Annotated in this window: 11 protein-coding genes; 8 read left to right on the top strand and 3 right to left on the bottom strand. The window is 65.1% G+C overall.

The annotated features are described in order from the left end of the window. Nucleotides 1-5 precede the first annotated feature (5 nt). The 4 genes from ASD76_RS14545 to ASD76_RS14530 all read left to right on the top strand — a co-directional run bounded on the left by ASD76_RS14545 (nucleotide 6) and on the right by ASD76_RS14530 (nucleotide 8,066). Nucleotides 6-1,388, top strand: coding sequence for a hypothetical protein (locus ASD76_RS14545; RefSeq protein ID WP_055924619.1), 1,383 nt, complete (start codon nucleotides 6-8; stop codon nucleotides 1,386-1,388). Between the two features lie 200 nt (nucleotides 1,389-1,588). Then, nucleotides 1,589-6,232: a glutamate synthase large subunit gene (gene gltB, locus ASD76_RS14540; protein ID WP_082553873.1), complete on the top strand. Its 4,644-nt coding sequence runs from the start codon at nucleotides 1,589-1,591 to the stop codon at nucleotides 6,230-6,232. Between the two features lie 12 nt (nucleotides 6,233-6,244). Then, nucleotides 6,245-7,681 (top strand): glutamate synthase subunit beta, encoded by a 1,437-nt coding sequence (locus ASD76_RS14535; protein ID WP_055924613.1) that lies wholly within the window; start codon nucleotides 6,245-6,247, stop codon nucleotides 7,679-7,681. A 73-nt stretch (nucleotides 7,682-7,754) separates the two neighbouring features. Continuing rightward, entirely contained in the window at nucleotides 7,755-8,066 is a 312-nt protein-coding gene (locus ASD76_RS14530; RefSeq protein WP_235506774.1) for a GFA family protein, read from the top strand. Nucleotides 8,067-8,076: 10 nt separating this feature from the next. On the opposite strand, the gene ASD76_RS14525 is transcribed toward ASD76_RS14530, so the two are convergent. Further along, complete coding sequence (locus ASD76_RS14525; RefSeq protein ID WP_055924605.1) at nucleotides 8,077-8,520, bottom strand: MarR family winged helix-turn-helix transcriptional regulator; 444 nt, start codon at nucleotides 8,518-8,520, stop codon at nucleotides 8,077-8,079. A 65-nt stretch (nucleotides 8,521-8,585) separates the two neighbouring features. On the opposite strand from ASD76_RS14525, the gene ASD76_RS14520 reads away from it, so the two are divergent. Further along, nucleotides 8,586-9,503, top strand: coding sequence for a TauD/TfdA dioxygenase family protein (locus tag ASD76_RS14520; protein WP_055924602.1), 918 nt, complete (start codon nucleotides 8,586-8,588; stop codon nucleotides 9,501-9,503). Between the two features lie 134 nt (nucleotides 9,504-9,637). Here ASD76_RS14520 and ung read toward each other — a convergent pair whose 3' ends face one another. Then, a complete protein-coding gene (ung, locus tag ASD76_RS14515; RefSeq protein WP_055924599.1) occupies nucleotides 9,638-10,315 on the bottom strand; it encodes a uracil-DNA glycosylase in 678 nt (225 codons plus the stop codon). Nucleotides 10,316-10,395: 80 nt separating this feature from the next. Between ung and ASD76_RS14510 the strand changes: the two genes are divergently transcribed. From ASD76_RS14510 to ASD76_RS14500, 3 genes are read left to right on the top strand one after another with little or no spacing between them, the layout of a single operon-like run. Further along, the gene (locus ASD76_RS14510) at nucleotides 10,396-11,013 is read left to right on the top strand and encodes a ribonuclease D (protein ID WP_055924596.1); all 618 of its coding nucleotides are present in this window, start codon (nucleotides 10,396-10,398) and stop codon (nucleotides 11,011-11,013) included. A gap of 42 nt (nucleotides 11,014-11,055) precedes the next feature. After that, a complete protein-coding gene (locus ASD76_RS14505) occupies nucleotides 11,056-11,700 on the top strand; it encodes a hypothetical protein (protein WP_055924593.1) in 645 nt (214 codons plus the stop codon). A gap of 43 nt (nucleotides 11,701-11,743) precedes the next feature. Next, nucleotides 11,744-12,292, top strand: coding sequence for an LptA/OstA family protein (locus tag ASD76_RS14500; RefSeq protein ID WP_082553871.1), 549 nt, complete (start codon nucleotides 11,744-11,746; stop codon nucleotides 12,290-12,292). Between the two features lie 759 nt (nucleotides 12,293-13,051). Here ASD76_RS14500 and ASD76_RS14495 read toward each other — a convergent pair. Continuing rightward, nucleotides 13,052-13,282 (bottom strand): hypothetical protein, encoded by a 231-nt coding sequence (locus ASD76_RS14495; protein ID WP_055924589.1) that lies wholly within the window; start codon nucleotides 13,280-13,282, stop codon nucleotides 13,052-13,054. Between the last annotated feature and the right edge of the window lie 216 nt (nucleotides 13,283-13,498).

Below are 13,498 nucleotides of genomic sequence, written 5' to 3'. Positions count from 1 at the left end.
ACAGCATGACTAAGAAAAGTCTCGATAATTCTGCGGCGCGAGTCGGTTCGGGTTCCATCACCAGGCATCCGGCGTTTCCGGCAATCGTAGCCCTTTGGTTTACGGCCCTGCTTGGGCTGGGTGGCCTGCTGCTCCCGGTGGCGCTGCTCGAACGCGTGGTCGAAATGTCTCGCATCGGTTCGCTGGTCACCGCCGCCGCGCCGCCGCTCGGTGTCAGCGCCAGGCTGATCGTTGCAGTCGGGCTCGGCGCGATTGGCGCTGTGCTGGGTTTCAAGATTGCCCGCAGGGTGACCGGCGCCGGCTCCCGCGATGAGACAGCGCTCCGCGCGCCTGACGCGCCGCGCAGGCCGTTCAATGTCGCGGCTGATAGCGGCGCCGAAGAGACCAGCGGCGAGAGCGAGCCGACGAATCACCCACTCCGCCGCCGCCGTGCCCTGACGATTGCCGATCTCGGGCCGGCCGTCGAAAGAATCCCCCCGGACGCCGAACCGCAATACGCCCATGCCCCGGCCTATGGCGAAGCGGCCGAATACGATGCCGAGCCGCCCGTCACGGAGGTCGAGCCCGAACCTGGTTTCCACGAATGGCGGAGAGCCGAAGACGACTTCGAATCCCCGGTCGCGGCTGAAATCCCCTTCGTCGAGGATGCGCACGAGGCGATTGAGGCGGTGCCGGCAGTCGAAACCGTCGAAGAGTTCGAGGCGGTAGAGTCTTCCGACGCGCCGGAATGGCCCGAGGCCGAACCCGCGATCGAAGCCGCCTCCGCTCCCGAACCTGCCCCGCCTGCGTCGCCAAGCACGCCCTTGGACGATCTCGACATCACGCAGCTTGTCGCGCGCTTTGCCGATACGGTGAAGCGGCGTCGCGAATGGCTGGCTTCCACGCAGCAGCCGGCGCCTCCGCCGCTTCAACCCTATGCCGTCGAGGTCGAGCCTGCCGCTCCGGCTCAAGCTCCGATCGCGCCGCTTCCGGCCGAGGAGGAGCCCGCTGCTAAGCGCCCGCCGTTCTTCGACTGGTTGCATCACTTGAACGTCGACGCGCTCGATGACGCTCCGATGCCGGGGTTCTCCATCCCGATGCACACGGCAGCCTTCGTCAATCCGTCGCTCCAGCCGGGAACCGACGAAGCCGAAGCGGAAGTCGATGAGGAAGTCGAAGCCGAAATCGAATCCGATGACGCCTTTGGCTCGCTGATCGAGATGAAGAATCCCTTTGCGTTGCCAAGGTCCGACTTCATCCGAATCGAAGCCAGCGAAGCGGAAGCCGAGGACGAAATCGAACCCGCAGATGAGCCGGAAGAGGCGCAAGAACGGCTAGATACCACCGACGCCGAGGTGTCGTTGCGCGCCGCTTTGGCCAAACTGCAACAGTTGAGCGGTAATCCATAAGACGATTCTCACCCGCTTACGGGTGACGAGCGCCATTTTTGGCGCGACCGGAAACTTGCAAAAACACCTTCCTGTCGTCATGGGGGTCCCTCGCGACATTTTTGAAGGCACCCAGTGCCGGGTGAGTCGCGCTTCGTTGCCGCGCTGGTCCGGTGTCGAAGCGAGACTGTGGTCGCCCGGATCGAGACAGGAAGACGAGTTTGACCGAGTACCCCGCGCCTCAGGGCCTTTACGATCCCCGTAACGAGCACGACTCATGCGGAGTGGGCTTCGTCGCCCATATCAAGGGCGAGAAATCGCACACGATCGTAAGCCAGGCGCTCGAGATTCTGGCCAACTTGGACCACCGCGGCGCGGTGGGCAGTGACCCGTTGCTGGGCGACGGCGCCGGTATCCTCGTGCAGATCCCCGATGCTCTCTATCGTCGCTGGGCCGAAGGCGAAGGCCTGACCCTGCCGCCGCTGGGCGATTACGCCGTGGCGATGTGCTTCCTGCCGCAGCACGACGAAGCGCGTGAATTCATCACCAGCCAGTTCGAAAAGTTCATCGCCAAGGAAGGCCAGACCCTGATCGGCTGGCGCGACGTGCCGACGACCGAGGATGGCCTGGGCAAGGCCGTGCTCGCCTCGATGCCGGTGATCCGCCAGTGCTTCGTCGGCCGCGGTGACAACTGCGCCGACCAGGACGCTTTCGAGCGCAAGCTGATCGTGATCCGCAAGCAGACGCAGAACCCGCTGACCGAGCTGGCCGAGAAGCACAACCTGCCGGAGATCACCCAGCTCTACCTGCCGAGCTTCTCCAGCCGCACCGTGGTCTACAAGGGCCTGCTGCTGGCGAACCAGGTGGGCAGCTTCTACAACGACTTGCGCGATCCGCTGTGCACCAGCGCCCTCGGCCTGGTCCACCAGCGCTTCTCGACCAACACCTTCCCGAGCTGGAAGCTGGCGCACCCGTACCGCTTCATGGCGCACAACGGGGAAATCAACACGGTTCGCGGCAACGTGAACTGGATGAACGCCCGCCGCCGCACGATGGAATCGCCGCTGCTAGGCGCCGACCTCGACAAGCTGTGGCCCATCATCCCACACGGCCAGTCGGATACCGCCTGCCTCGACAACGCGCTCGAACTGCTGCTGCTCGGTGGCTACAGCCTCAGCCATGCGATGATGATGCTGGTGCCCGAAGCCTGGGCCGGCAATCCGCAGATGGATCCGGCGCGCCGCGCGTTCTACGAATATCACGCCGCGCTGATGGAGCCGTGGGACGGCCCCGCTGCCGTCGCCTTCACCGACGGGCGCCAGATCGGCGCCACGCTCGACCGCAACGGCCTGCGCCCCGCGCGCTTCTCGATCACCCGCGACGACATCGTCTGCCTCGCGTCGGAAAGCGGCGTGCTGCCGTTCCGCGAGGAGGACATCGTCCGCAAGTGGCGCCTGCAGCCGGGCAAGATGCTGCTGATCGATTTCGAACAGGGCCGCATCGTCGAGGACGAAGAGCTCAAGGCGGACCTGGCCAAGGCCAAGCCCTATCAGCAGTGGCTCGACCAGGCGCAGTACAAGCTCAAGGATCTCGAAGCGATCGAGAGCGACCAGGAAGCGGTGCGCGAAGAAGCCACCAGCCTCCTCGATCGCCAGCAGGCGTTCGGCTACACGCAAGAGGACATCACCAAGTTCCTCGAGCCGATGGCCTCGCAGGCCGACGATCCGCTCGGCTCGATGGGCACCGATACGCCGATCGCGGTGCTGAGCCGCCGTCCGCGCCTGCTCTACGATTACTTCAAGCAGAACTTCGCCCAGGTCACCAACCCGCCGATCGACCCGATCCGCGAAGAACTGGTGATGAGCCTGACCTCGATGATCGGCCCGCGTCCGAACCTGCTGGGTCAGGACGCCGGCACGCACAAGCGGCTCGAAGTCGACCAGCCGATCCTGACCAACCGCGACCTGGAGAAGATCCGCTCTGTCGAGAAGGTGCTCGACGGCGCGTTCCGCACCGAGACGATCGACATCACCTGGGACGCCGCTTCCGGGGCCGATGGCCTCGAAATGGCGCTCAAGGAAATGTGCTGGGCCGCGACCGAAGCCGTGCTGCAGGACCGGACCATCCTGATCCTGTCCGACCGCGCGCAAGGCCCGGATCGCATCCCGATCCCGGCGCTGCTCGCCACCGCCGCCGTCCACCATCACCTCGTCCGCCAGGGCCTGCGTATGCAGACCGGCCTGGTGGTCGAGACCGGTGAAGCGCGCGAAGTGCATCACTTCTGCGTCCTCGCTGGCTACGGCGCCGAGGCGGTGAACCCGTACCTCGCGTTCGAAACGCTCGAGCAGATCCGCCAGGAAAAGCTGCCCGATCTCGAACCGCAGCAGGTCCGCAAGAACTACGTCAAGGCGATCGGCAAGGGCATCTTCAAGGTCATGTCCAAGATGGGCATCTCGACCTACCAGTCCTATTGCGGCGCGCAGATCTTCGACGCGGTCGGCCTGTCGACCGCGTTCATCGACAAGTACTTCACCGGTACCGCCACCACGATCGAAGGCATCGGCCTCAAGCAGGCCGCCGAGGAAGCGGTGCGCCGCCACCAGGCTGCCTATGGCGACAACCCGATCTACGAAAAGATGCTCGACGTCGGCGGCATCTATCAGCAGCGCCTGCGCGGCGAAGACCACGCCTGGACGGCGAGCTCGGTCGCCAACCTGCAGCACGCGGTCCGCGGCAACGACTTCAAGAACTACGAAGAGTTCGCCAAGTCGATCAACGAGCAGTCCGAACGCCTGCTGACGATCCGCGGGCTGATGGAGCTGAAGAAGGCCGACAAGCCGCTCGATATCTCCGAGGTCGAATCCGCCGAGGACATCGTCAAGCGCTTCGCTACCGGCGCGATGAGCTACGGCTCGATCAGCTGGGAAGCGCACACCACGCTGGCGATCGCCATGAACCGCATCGGCGGCAAGTCGAACACCGGCGAAGGCGGCGAGGATCCCAAGCGCTTCAAGCCGCTCGGCAATGGCGACACCATGCGTTCGGCGATCAAGCAGGTCGCTTCGGGCCGCTTTGGCGTCACCACCGAGTATCTCGTCAATGCCGACGACATCCAGATCAAGATGGCCCAGGGCGCCAAGCCCGGCGAGGGCGGTCAGCTGCCCGGCCACAAGGTCGACAAGATCATCGGCAAGACCCGCCACTCGACGCCGGGCGTCGGCCTCATCAGCCCGCCGCCGCACCACGACATCTATTCGATCGAAGACCTCGCCCAGCTGATTCACGATCTCAAGAACGTGAACCCGGCCTCGCGCGTGTCGGTCAAGCTGGTGTCCGAAGTCGGCGTCGGCACGGTTGCCGCGGGCGTCTCCAAGGCGCGTGCCGACCACGTGACGATCTCCGGCTACGAAGGCGGCACCGGCGCGTCGCCGCTGACCAGCCTGACGCACGCGGGCAGCCCGTGGGAGATCGGCCTCGCCGAAACCCAGCAGACCCTGCTGCTCAACGATCTGCGCAGCCGCATCGCGGTGCAGGTCGACGGCGGCCTTCGCACCGGTCGTGACGTCGCCATCGGCGCGCTGCTCGGCGCGGACGAGTTCGGCTTTGCCACCGCGCCGCTGATCGCGGCCGGCTGCATCATGATGCGCAAGTGCCACCTCAACACTTGCCCGGTCGGCGTCGCCACCCAGAACCCGGTTCTGCGCGCGCGCTTCACCGGCCAGCCCGAGCACGTGATCAACTACTTCTTCTTCGTCGCCGAAGAGCTGCGCAAGATCATGGCCGAGATGGGCTTCCGCACCGTTCAGGAGATGATCGGCCGGGTCGACCGGATCAACATGAACAAGGCGATCAGCCACTGGAAGGCCGACGGGGTCGATCTTTCGCGCCTGCTGCACCAGGTGCCGCCGGCCGAAGGTCACTCGCTCTATCAGACCGGCACGCAGGACCACGGCCTCGACGCCGCGCTCGACAACGAGCTGATCGCGGCCTCGCGTTCGGCGATCGACAGCGGTGAGACCGTGGTGCTCGAACGCCAGGTCCGCAACGTCAACCGCACGGTCGGCACGATGCTGTCGGGCGAGATTGCCCGCAAGCATGGCCACCCCGGCCTCAAGCCCGACCAGCTGCGCATCGCCTTCACCGGCGTCGCGGGGCAGAGCTTCGCCGCCTGGCTGGTCCACGGCGTCACGCTCGACCTGGTCGGCGATGCCAACGACTATGTCGGCAAGGGACTGTCGGGCGGCCGCGTGATCGTGCGCCAACCGGCCCACGTCGACCGCGATCCGAAGGACAACATCATCGTCGGCAACACCGTCCTTTACGGCGCGATCGCGGGCGAGGCCTACTTCAACGGTGTCGCGGGCGAACGCTTCGCGGTGCGTAACTCGGGCGCCGTCGCGGTGGTCGAGGGCACCGGGGATCACGGCTGCGAATACATGACCGGCGGCGTGGTCGCGGTGCTCGGACGCACCGGGCGCAACTTCGCCGCGGGCATGTCAGGCGGCATCGCCTACGTCTATGACGAGGACGGCTCCTTCAAGGACCGCTGCAACCTCGCCATGGTCGACCTGGTCGCGATCGACGCTTCCGCCAGCGAAGACGAAGGCACCGGCCTGCCGCAACAGCGCGCAAGCCATGTCGACGACGCGGGCATGGGCGACATGCTGCGCCACGATGCGGAGCGGCTGCGGATCCTGGTGGAGCGGCACAAGCTCCACACCGGTTCGAAGCGGGCTGCTGCGCTGCTCGATGATTGGAACAACGCGCTTTCGAAGTTCATCAAGGTCATGCCGCGCGATTACTCGCTCGCCTTGAAGCAGCTCGAAGCCGAGCGCGAAGAAGCCGCCACGGTTGCGGCTGAGTAAGGGTCACACGAAATGGGTAAGGTAACAGGCTTCCTCGAAGTCGAGCGGCAGGATCGTGGCTATGCGGATCCGCAGGAGCGGATCGGCCACTATCGCGAATTCGTGGTTCCCCACAGCGAAGAGGGCATCAAGAACCAGGCAGCGCGCTGCATGGATTGCGGGATTCCCTACTGTCACAACGGCTGTCCGGTGAACAACATGATCCCGGACTGGAACCATCTCGTCTACGAGAGCGACTGGCGCGAGGCGCTGGACAATCTCCATTCGACCAACAACTTCCCGGAATTCACCGGTCGCGTCTGCCCCGCCCCGTGCGAGGCGAGTTGCACGCTCAACATCATCGACCAGCCGGTCACCATCAAGTCGATCGAATGCGCCATCGTCGATCGCGGGTGGAAGGAAGGCTGGATCGAGCCGCAAGTGCCCGCGCACAAGACCGGCAAGAGCGTGGCGGTGATCGGCTCCGGCCCGGCAGGCCTTGCAGCGGCCCAGCAGCTCGCCCGTGCCGGCCATTCGGTGACGGTGTTCGAGAAGGCCGACCGCGTGGGCGGCCTGCTCCGCTACGGCATCCCCGACTTCAAGATGGAAAAGCACCTCATCAACCGGCGCGCCGTGCAGATGGAAGCCGAGGGTGTGACCTTCAAGACCAGCACCGAAGTGGGTGTCGACGTGTCGATGAAGTCGCTGCGCGAGAACTTCGACGCCGTGGTCCTGGCCGGCGGCGCCGAGGATGCGCGTCCGCTGACCATTCCGGGTTCGGAACTGCCGGGCGTGCGCCTGGCAATGGAATTCCTGACCCAGCAGAACAAGCGCAACGCCGGCGACGCCGAAGAGCGCGCCGCCCCGCGCGGCACGCTCGTCGCCACCGGCAAGGACGTGATCGTGATCGGCGGCGGTGACACCGGCTCCGACTGCGTCGGCACCTCGAACCGCCAGGGCGCCAAGAGCGTGACCCAGATCGAGGTCATGCCCAAGCCGCCCGAGAAGGAAAACAAGCACCTGACCTGGCCCGACTGGCCCATGAAGCTGCGCACTTCCTCCAGCCACGAAGAAGGCGTCGACCGCGATTGGTCGGTGCTGACCAAGGAAGTGGTCGGCGAAAACGGCCAGGTCACCGGCCTCAAGTGCGCCCGCATCGAGTGGGTCGACGGCCAGATGAAGGAAGTTCCGGGCAGCGAGTTCGTGATCAAGGCGGACCTGATCTTCCTGGCGATGGGTTTCCTCGGTCCGAAGAAGCCGGGCATGATCGCCCAGTCGGGCGTCAAGCTGACCGACCGCGGCAACGTCGACGCCAACGTGGTCGACTATGCCACTTCGGAAGAGAACGTCTTCGCTTGCGGCGACATGCGCCGGGGCCAGTCGCTGATCGTCTGGGCCATCCGCGAAGGCCGCCAGTGCGCCCGCGCGGTGGACGAGGCGCTGATGGGCGTGAGCGAACTGCCGCGCTAAGGATAGGGCGGGGGATCAGAAGATTAGCTCCCGCCTTCCAGCCCGCTACGAAGGAAGTTGCCACTGCGGCGCGGTGCGCTTTGCCGTGACCACGGACTTTCCCGAGCTGACCACGTGCGACTGCTCGATCTGCAGCCGCAAGAACGCGCTGATGGTGGCCGTCCACGAGGACCGCTTCGAGCTACTCGCTGGCGAAGACGCGCTGCGTGAATACCGCTTCCACACCGAAGTTGCGCGACACTTCTTTTGCGGGACTTGCGGCATCTATCCCTTCCATCGGAAGCGCATGTTGCCCGACCACTACGGGATCAACGTGTTCTGCCTCGAGGGCTTCGATCCGACAGGCATCCCGGTTCGCGAAACGCACGGCACACGGTTGCCCTGACGCGGTAGCGTCAGTCTTCCAATGCCCCGATCGTCCGGTCGAGCAACCCCAGCAGCGTCGCCAGCTCATTCGGGCCCAGCGCTTCACGGATCGCCCTCTCCTCAGCATCCACCGCCGCGAATAGCGCCTGCATCGTCCGCTCACCCTCGACTGTGACCGAGACCTCGTAACGCCGCCGGTCGTTCGCCACCCGTCCGCGCTCGACCAGCCCGCGAGTCTCGAGCTGATCGACGATCCCGACCAGCGCCGACTTGTTGAGACCCGAACGCTGAGCCAGCGCGCTCTGCGAGCTTCCCGGATTGGCCGCGATCAGGGCCAGCACCGTGAGCGACCCGGTCGGCAAACCGTACGGCGCTGAAACCGCTATCGAACGTGCCGACAAGGCATTGCGCAACAGCCGCACGCGCGGCCCGACCGATCCTTCGAGGATCCCCCAATCGAGTGTCTTTCCCACACCTGACCGTGTCGTCCGAGGCGGTTCCTTTTGCAACAGTTGTTCCAATCAACTATTTGCCGCGGATGGAAGTGACACCGCTACACCCCCTCTTCGCCGCCGAACTGACCGGCGCCGACCTCACCTGCGAACCCGATGCCGAACTGATCGAAACCGTCGAAGCGGCGATGGCGCAATACGGGGTGCTGGTTGTTCGCGACGCGCAGATCACCGACGAACAGCACAAGCGCTTCAGCCGCTCTTTCGGCCCACTCGAGATTCCCAGCCGCATCCCCGGTGCAGCGCGGCCGCAGGGCAAGCGAGTGATCGACCTCGACCTGTTCTACGCCGGCAATATCGACAAGGACGGCGAGATCATCGCCTATGGCGCGGAGGGCTATAAGCTCGCCCAGGGCGCCGAGCGGTTTCACACCGACAGTTCATTCCACGCCATGCCGACCAAGTGGTCGCTGCTTCTCGGCCACGAGACGCCGCCTGCCGAGGCCGGGGGCGATACGTTGTTCGCCGACGCGCGCGCCGCGTATGACGACCTGCCGGGCAGCACGAAAATCCAGATCGAAGATCTCATCGGCGTCCACGACTTCTGGGAAGGCCGCCGCCGCGCCGGGCTGAAGGGCGAGATCACGCCCGAGATGCGCAAGATCATCCCCTTCCCGCCGGTCGATCATCCGCTCGTTCGCAAGATGCCCTATGGCCGCAAGGCGCTCTACGTCGGCGGCCACTGCATCGGCGTGATCGGCCTGGACGAGACCTTGGGCGAGACGCTGGTCGAACAACTCTACGCCCACGCGACGCAGGACAAGTTCGTCTTCCGCCACCACTGGCGGCAGCATGACCTGGTGATTTGGGACAATCGCTGCACCATGCACGCCGCGACGCCGCTACTGTCGAACGAATACCGCCGCGACATGCGGCGGACCACGGTCAACGAGAGCGGGCCGGAGACGTCGGCCTACGAGTGGATGGGATTGGCCGAGGCTTAGATCCTCCCCGAGCTTGCTCGGGGAGGGGGACCGTTCGCGAAGCGAATGGTGGAGGGGTGTTGCGTTCTTCCGCCGACCCCTCCGTCAGCCGCCTGCGGCGTCCGCCACCTCCCCGAGACGAGCTCGGGGAGGATTTACCACTCGATCGTGCCGCGCCCCTGTGCCTCCAGAAAGGCATTGGCCTTGCTGAACGGCTTCGATCCGAAGAACCCCGCATAGGCCGAAAGCGGGCTCGGATGCGGCGAGGTCAACACCAGATGCCGCGTCCCGGGCCCCAGCTCGGCCACTCGCGCCGCCTTCTTGCGCGCGTGATTGCCCCACAGGATGAACACGCTCGGCGCCTCACGCTGCGCCACGGCGGCCACCGCCGCATCGGTGATCTCCTCCCAGCCCTTGCCGGCGTGGCTCCCAGCCTTGGCCGCCTCGACGGTCAGCGAATTGTTGAGCAGGAGCACGCCCTGTTTCGCCCAATGCTCAAGGTTACCGCTCGAACGCCGGGCAATGCCGAGGTCGCTCTCCAGCTCCTTGTAGATGTTCACCAGTGAGGGAGGCACCTGCACGCCCTCCGGCACCGAGAACGACAGCCCATGCGCCTGCCCCGGCCCATGATAAGGATCCTGCCCCAGGATCACGACCCGCACCTCATCGAGCGGCGTCAGTTCGAGCGCCCGCAACCGCTGGCCGCGTGGCGGGAAAATCGCCTTGCCGCTCGCTTCTTCCTGCTTGAGCCAGCCGCCCAGGCGCCGCGCCTCGGGGGTCTGCAGCACGGCTTCGAGCGCCGGGCGCCAGCTATCGGGAACAGTCTCGCTCATCGCCGCGAAACTAGGTGCCGCGAACACGGGCGGCCAGCGCCTCTTTCCCTCTATCCCCAATCCGCCTAAGGCTGCCCGGAATGGCAGTCTATTTTCACGAAGAAGACCTCCCCGAAGGCGTGCTCGCGCCGGGCCCGGTCGCCGTCGACACCGAAACGATGGGTCTCATCACCCCGCGCGACCGGTTGTGCCTGGTGCAGATCAGCGACGGGCAGGGTGACGAACACCTGGTCCGCTTCGCCGTGGGCAGCGCTTACGACGCGCCGAACCTCAAGGCCGTGCTGGCCGATCCGGCGCGGGTGAAGCTCTATCACTTCGCCCGCTTCGACCTTGCCGCGATCGAACATTACCTCGGCGTCATGGCCGCGCCGGTGTTCTGCACCAAGATCGCCAGCAAGATGACGCGGACTTACACCGACCGCCACGGGCTCAAGGATCTCGTCCGCGAACTGCTCGGCGAAGAAATCTCCAAGCAGCAGCAGTCGAGCGATTGGGGCGCCCCGGTCCTCAACGATGCGCAGCGCGAATACGCGGCATCGGACGTGCGCTATCTGCATCGCATGGTTGAGATCTTCGAGCAGCGATTGGCCCGCGAAGGGCGCACCGAAGTGGCCCAGGCCTGTTTCGATTTCCTCCCGACACGTGCCAGGCTGGATCTCTCCGGCTGGGCCGACAAGGACATTTTCACTCACGACTGAGTTTCCGGCCTAACCGGCCCCCAGGTTAACCGGTAAGGAGCGATGAGCCAGCAAGCCGACAATATCCGCGACCGGCGCCGGGCATTTGCAGCACCGGGCGGTTCGTTCGACCGCACTGTGCGGGTGCTCGCGATCGGCCTGCCCGCGCTGGTCGGCGCAGTTGCGGCGTTGATGCTGATCACTCCGCTGGGCCCGCGCGGCGAGGTCAGCTTCATGCTCGACCGCAACAAGGCCGCCATCGCGGACGATCGCCTGCGCGTCGACCATGCGATGTATCGTGGACGGGACAGCAAGGATCGCCCCTACACGCTCCAGGCCGGGGAAGCTGTCCAGCACAGCGCCACCGACCCTGTGGTCCAGCTTTCGAACCTTACCGCGAAAATTCAGCTCACCGGCGGCCCGGCGCTGCTCGTGGCTCCGGCGGGCCGCTATTACATCGAGGACCAGAGGGTGGCGATCGACGGCGTGGTTCGCTTCAACGCCGCGGATGGCTACAACATGGTCATGCGCAACGTCTCGATCGACTTGCCGAACCGCACCGTCCAGGGCGCCGGCGGGGTCCAGGGCGCTGTTCCGGCGGGGACCTTCTCCGCCGACCGGCTCGACGCCAACCTCGAAGAGCGCGTGGTCGCGCTTGACGGGAACGCGCGGCTACGGATGGTGCCCGGCCAGATGAGGATGCCCTGACCATGGCCTTGCATGAACTCGTCGCCCGCGTAAGGACTGCTGCATGACTGCCCGCACTCGCTCGCTTTCAAGTCTTGCCGCGCGCTCGTTTGCGGGGGCCTTTGCTGCCGCGGGTCTCGTGGCGCTGTGTTTCTCCTCGCTCGCTGGGGCGCAGGGGATCGCCGGGTTCAATTCGAACCAGCCGGTTAACTATGCGGCGGACAGGATCGAACTGCAGGGCCGGCAAAGCCGCGTGATCCTGTCGGGCAATGTCGTGATCACGCAGGGCGACCTCAAGCTGACCGCAGCGCGCACCACGGTTGCCTATACCAACGAGGAATCGCTGCAGATCCAGCGCATCGACGCGACGGGCGGCGTGACCGTGCAACGCGGTGACGAGACCGCCAAGGGCGCGGCCGGCGTCTATGACTTCAACCGGCGCGTGATCATCCTGTCGGGCGGAGTTTCGCTCCGGCGCGGAGGCGATACGCTCAACGGCGGGCGCCTGGTGATCGACCTCAACAGCGGGTTGTCGACCGTAGACGGCGGCGCCGGTCCGCGCGGTTCGCAGAGCGGCCGGGTTTCGGGGACGTTTTCGGTTCCGACTAGCTAGATCCCGATCCTCTCCGTCGCTGCGCGACAGGGAGGATTTTGGGTCACGCAAAGGCGCAAAGGCGCGAAGATCAAACTCCACCCTTCGTCATCCCCGCGAACGCGGGGACCCAGTCAGCTCTCGTGCGCTGTTCCGCCCTAGGTTTCCGCGTTCGCGGGAATGACGAAAAGGGGGAGAGGTGTCGAGCTACCTCTTCGCGCCTTTGCGCCTTTGCGTGACATATTCCTTCCCTTTTTCCGTTCGTCCTGAGCCTGTCGAAGGACGCGAGCGCAGCGCCAGCGTGGTTCGACAAGCTCACCACGAACCGGACGGCGGAGATTGAGGGCAAGCGGGAACGCCCGCTGGCGAACGCGGGCCTAACGCCAAGTGAAATCGCGGACGGGCAAAGGCCGGCGCGGCCTGGGCGTCACAGGATTGCCTTGCGCGAGCATGGAATGCGAACGGCGGCGAGGGCTGCGACCAAAACTCGCTGCTCGGCCCTGTCGGATAGGAGGCACTGGCGGTTAGGGCTCGCAGGTCCCGCCAACGGTTGTCATCCCCGTATCCTACGCTGGACACCCTCTGACGATGTCACGAGAGGGCGCCGGCCTTAGCTGCGGGAGTGAGAACGAAGCGCTACCGCTCCCGCCCCCGTCGCTTGTCAGGTGTCAACTGACGGCGGGGCATATAACCTATATGGTTATAAATGTCAAGCGCCGGACAAAAGAAAAGGCCCACTTTTCAGCGGGCCTCTCCAAATTCAAGTCTGCCAAGTCAGCGTTACGGGCTGACCGGATCCTTGCTGCCGTCGGTCAGGAGCACGATCATCAGCGCGGTCAGGCCGAGAGCGGCGAACACGATCCACAGCGTGCTGGCGCCACCGATGGCTTCTTCTTCCGAGCTGACCGAGCTGGTGCGCTCGATGCTGACCGGAGCTGCGCTGGCGGCGAGCGGCTGGGCAATAGCGAAACTGGACAGGGCAATGGCCGCCAGTGCGTTCTTAAACTTCATCTTTCGAGACTCCCCTACTTGGCGGGCAGGGATTTAACGGAAAAGGGTCGAAATTCAACCGTCTTGTTCTTAAATAACGTCCAGGTTCTAAGTTTTTGCGTTGGTGTTGCAAACTGGCATTCCCCACGCGAAGCATCATTAGGTCCGCGCGATCTTCCGAAGCGCTCTCGCTTGTGTCATGGCGCGTCGCGCAAAACCTTACGGATTCAGATTGAA

Source organism: Altererythrobacter sp. Root672, assembly GCF_001427865.1.
GTDB lineage: Bacteria > Pseudomonadota > Alphaproteobacteria > Sphingomonadales > Sphingomonadaceae > Croceibacterium_A.
The sequence above is the reverse complement of the archived record's forward strand: the minus strand, read 5'-3'. Positions and strand labels throughout refer to the sequence as shown.

Bases quoted from the DNA above. Each gene is read 5' to 3' on its own strand.
- ASD76_RS14545 (WP_055924619.1), top strand. From the start codon at position 6: ATGACTAAGAAAAGTCTCGATAATTCTGCGGCGCGAGTCGGTTCGGGT.
- ASD76_RS14535 (WP_055924613.1), top strand. From the start codon at position 6,245: ATGGGTAAGGTAACAGGCTTCCTCGAAGTCGAGCGGCAGGATCGTGGC.
- ASD76_RS14520 (WP_055924602.1), top strand. From the start codon at position 8,586: ATGGAAGTGACACCGCTACACCCCCTCTTCGCCGCCGAACTGACCGGC.
- ung (WP_055924599.1), bottom strand. From the start codon at position 10,315: ATGAGCGAGACTGTTCCCGATAGCTGGCGCCCGGCGCTCGAAGCCGTG.
- ASD76_RS14510 (WP_055924596.1), top strand. From the start codon at position 10,396: ATGGCAGTCTATTTTCACGAAGAAGACCTCCCCGAAGGCGTGCTCGCG.
- ASD76_RS14505 (WP_055924593.1), top strand. From the start codon at position 11,056: ATGAGCCAGCAAGCCGACAATATCCGCGACCGGCGCCGGGCATTTGCA.
- ASD76_RS14500 (WP_082553871.1), top strand. From the start codon at position 11,744: ATGACTGCCCGCACTCGCTCGCTTTCAAGTCTTGCCGCGCGCTCGTTT.
- ASD76_RS14495 (WP_055924589.1), bottom strand. From the start codon at position 13,282: ATGAAGTTTAAGAACGCACTGGCGGCCATTGCCCTGTCCAGTTTCGCT.